At 69.9% G+C, this 3,404-nt stretch carries 3 protein-coding genes and 2 pseudogenes; 2 read left to right on the top strand and 3 right to left on the bottom strand.

Annotation, left to right across the window (positions count from 1 at the left end):
• Window positions 1-402: 402 nt before the first annotated feature.
• Window positions 403-966, bottom strand: a complete 564-nt coding sequence (locus DVR05_RS26085; RefSeq protein WP_116248563.1) for a flavin reductase family protein — start codon at window positions 964-966, stop codon at window positions 403-405.
• 130 nt (window positions 967-1,096) lie between these two features.
• Between DVR05_RS26085 and DVR05_RS27665 the strand changes: the two are divergent.
• Window positions 1,097-1,411: pseudogene (locus tag DVR05_RS27665) on the top strand (amidase family protein); the annotation flags it as partial.
• 167 nt (window positions 1,412-1,578) lie between these two features.
• Window positions 1,579-2,091 (top strand): amidase family protein, encoded by a 513-nt coding sequence (locus tag DVR05_RS27205; RefSeq protein WP_232832347.1) that lies wholly within the window; start codon window positions 1,579-1,581, stop codon window positions 2,089-2,091.
• Between the two features lie 269 nt (window positions 2,092-2,360).
• Here DVR05_RS27205 and DVR05_RS26075 read toward each other — a convergent pair whose 3' ends face one another.
• Together DVR05_RS26075 and DVR05_RS26070 are read right to left on the bottom strand one after the other, a co-directional pair.
• A complete protein-coding gene (locus DVR05_RS26075; protein ID WP_116248562.1) occupies window positions 2,361-2,987 on the bottom strand; it encodes a GyrI-like domain-containing protein in 627 nt (208 codons plus the stop codon).
• Window positions 2,988-3,181: 194 nt separating this feature from the next.
• Window positions 3,182-3,404: pseudogene (locus DVR05_RS26070) on the bottom strand (ABC transporter ATP-binding protein); the annotation flags it as partial.

The raw sequence follows: 3,404 nt of genomic DNA, 5'->3' as shown, positions 1-3,404 counted from the left end.
CCGGAGAGATCACCCGAGCCGTGCTCGTACTTCAACTCCGCGAAGCACGATGAAAAGCGCTCAGTGCCATGACGTCCTGCCCAAAGCGTATCCACAGGAGCCATGACATTGACGCCGTTCGTGCTCTTCAGTTCCGTACTGACACGGCACGGGGCGGCATCGCACGGCCTCAGACGGCACGACGGATCGGATGGGGTGGTACGAAACAGCACGCAGCGAAAAGCCACGGCACGCATCAACCGGACTTCCCATCCGACGGTCGCGGGTTCGAATCCTGCCGGGTGCGCTACAAAATCCCAGTTCAGAATGGGAGTTCCGGCTCACCCTCAAGCGAGAGTGCGCGCCGGTGAACACGTACTCGCGCGGATCCCACCCGCCTCGGCGCCCGGCTGCTTCGTGCCGTCAGCGCGTATCCGCCCCGTCCGGGCCTGCCCGACCGGACGACAGCGAAAAGGTGTCCGCCGTCCCGAGGTAGCGGCCGCCGATCCTGCCCAGAGCCCGCAACCGATCGTGCCTGATCCGACCATGCTCGTCCATGACGTCGGGGCACACGTGGAAACAGACGGCCCTACCGATCACCAGCAGCGCGTTTCCGATCGGCAGGGATCGCTCCAGCACGCACTCCATCGAGACGGGGGACTCCGCCACCCGGGCCGGAACCACGTGACGTGCCGGGGCGGCCGACGTCTTGGCCGCGGCGAACTCGTCGTCCTCCGCCGGGAGTCGCGCCGACGTGGCCGCCATGGCCTCGCCCAGGGCCTCCGACACGATGTCGACCACGAACTCACCGGTTCTGGCGATGTTGGCGGCCGTGTCCTTGGGCGCTCCGTCATCGCGCTTCTCGATGGTCAGCGACAGCATCGGTGGGTCGGTGGAGGCGACGGTGAAGTAGCTGAACGGGGCGAGGTTGGGGACGCCTTCGGGGTCGACGGTACTGGTCCAGGCAATGGGCCGGGGGCACGACACCGCCCAACAGCAGTCTGCGTACGGCCTCTCCGGTCATCCGTTCCGGAGCGAGGGTCACCTGCTCCACAGATCCTCCTCGAACTCGTCGGCGCACCCGGCGGGGAACAGGGCGGAAGGGGACGCCGAGTGCGTGCGCAGGCTGTGCGCCGCGGGAGCGGTGGTGATCGGCAAGACCGCCACGCACGAGTTCGCCTACGGTCCGACCGGTGACCGTTCGCTGTCCGGTCCCGTGCGCAATCCGCACGCTCCAGGACGGATGTCAGGAGGCTCCAGCGGCGGCAGCGCCGCAGCCGTGGCCGCGGGGATCGTGCCGGCGGCGCTGGGTACCGACACGGGGGGATCGGCGCGGATCCCGGCGGCACTGTGCGGGGTGGCCGGTTTCAAACCGGCGCACGGAACGGTCCCGGCCGACGGGGTGATCCCGCTGGCCCCGTCACTGGAGCACGTGGGTGTCCTGGCCGGAACGGCCGAGGACTGCCGTGTGGTGGCCGCCGCTGTGACCGGGGCCCCCGATTTCGGGGGGTGGGGGCACGGCGCCGTGCCCGCGTGCTGTGGCTGCGGCCGCCACCCTCTGCGCCGACGCGGCCGGAGGTGGTTCGGATCGCGCGTACGGTGCTCGAACCCGTGGGCGCGGTGGTGGAGGCGGACTGGCCCGAGGCAGCGGCGCTGTGGGACACCTTCACGGTGTCGCAGGGTGCGCAGGTCTACGACGTACACGCCGAACGGGTGGCCAGCGCCCCGCAGCTCTTCGACGAGGAAGTGCTGGATCGGCTGCGGTCGGCCGCGCGTGTGTCGGGCTGGCGGTACGTTCGCGCGCTGCGCGAGCGTGAGCGGGCCCGAGAGGCGGTGACGGCGCTCCTACGCGGGTATGCTGCCCTGGCCCTTCCCACAACTCCTCTCCCAGCGCCCCGTATCGGCCAACGGGAGGTCTTGGTGGACGGCACGGAGACGGCGGTCCGATCGGCGCTGCTCAGCTTGACCTCTGAGTGGAACGTGGTCGGAGCTCCCGCGCTCAGTGTGCCCGCGGGAACGGTGGCCGGGCTGCCGGTGGGGCTGCAACTGGTCGGGGCCGAAGGTGGCGAGGGCACACTGTTCGACCTGGCCGAACGGGTGAACCCCGGGTAGTGCGCCAGGCGGGCCCCGAACAGATGTCCCGCGGAGGGACGGGGACCCCAGGCCTCCCGTCGACCAGCGAGCACCCACGTCGACAGGCCGGTGCCGCATCCACCGGTTGAGTCCGGTCTGGGGGGAGGTCACCGATGAACCCGCTCTCCACCGAACTCAGTACATGCCACAGCCTCCGATGAACCCGGCACGAAACACCGCGTGGGCCCCTCTCCTGAGGGCTTCGGGGGTCAGCGCGACGGCGCCTCCTCGGGCCGCGGGCGGGCGTGCTACCCGCCCGCGGCGGCGACCGGCTGTCTGAGGATGGTGCGCAGCTTCTCCGGTGCCACCCTGCGGAAGTCGCTGAGATAGATCTCGTGGTGCCTGCCGACCATGCGCAGCCCGTTGTCCGGAATGAACCCGTGGTGCATCCGCGTGAGCACGTCCGCCTCGTCGTCGAACGAGCCGACGTGCAACGTCTGCACGCAGCGGCCCTCCGACAGCGACTCCAGACGGACGTCGCCCAGGCGCGCGGGCCTGTTCCTCTCCCCGGCCCGTTCGACGGCGGCGGCGAACATGTCCCGGTCGATCCAGTCCGGGACCATGATCATCAGCGTCCAGTCCCACCGCGACTTGTCGCGCTCCGCCGTGAAGGCGTCCATGTCCTCGGCCCACCACAGGCCCTCCAGGGGCATGACGACGTAGTCGCGCCCGAGGTCCCGTTTGCTGGCGAACTTCAGCTTGTAGGCCACGGGGTAGAGCGCCTCGACCGCCTCGGTGAAGGCCGGCGAGGTGTTCGGGTCCCCGTGGCCGTCGATCATGAGGTACCGCATGTCCGGCACCTGCGTGATCCGGAACCGGCCCCGTTGCGCCTGGTAGGCGTCGAGGGTCCGTTTGAAGTCGGTTTTGTTCGTCATCGGCCCTCCGGGCTCGGACGGCGAGCTACGGCCTTTCCGCCTCCGGGCGGCTCAGGAGAACACCCTAGGCTCCGCCGGCGCGAGGGGCCAGCGGGACGTGTGGACCAGTCCCCGCTTCCCCGACCCGGTGGACACGCCAAGGGCCGGTGGGGGCGTGATCACGTCCCCACCGGCCCCGGCTCTCACACCGCTGTCTAGACGGGCTGCCCGGCCTTGCGCTTCTCGACGCGCTCAGCTCGCAGGCGTCGTGCTTCGTCGGCGTCCAACACCGGCGCCGCGGTCAACAACTGACGCGTGTACTCACTCTGCGGATCCTCGTACACACTGTCGCTGTCCCCCATCTCCACGACCTCGCCCTTGCGCATCACCGCGACCCGGTCCGAGACCTGCCGCACCACCGCCAGATCATGCGCCACG

This window comes from Nocardiopsis sp. FIRDI 009, assembly GCF_003386285.1.
Classification (GTDB): Bacteria; Actinomycetota; Actinomycetes; order Streptosporangiales; family Streptosporangiaceae; genus Nocardiopsis.
This window is presented reverse-complemented; position numbering and strand designations above follow the sequence as displayed.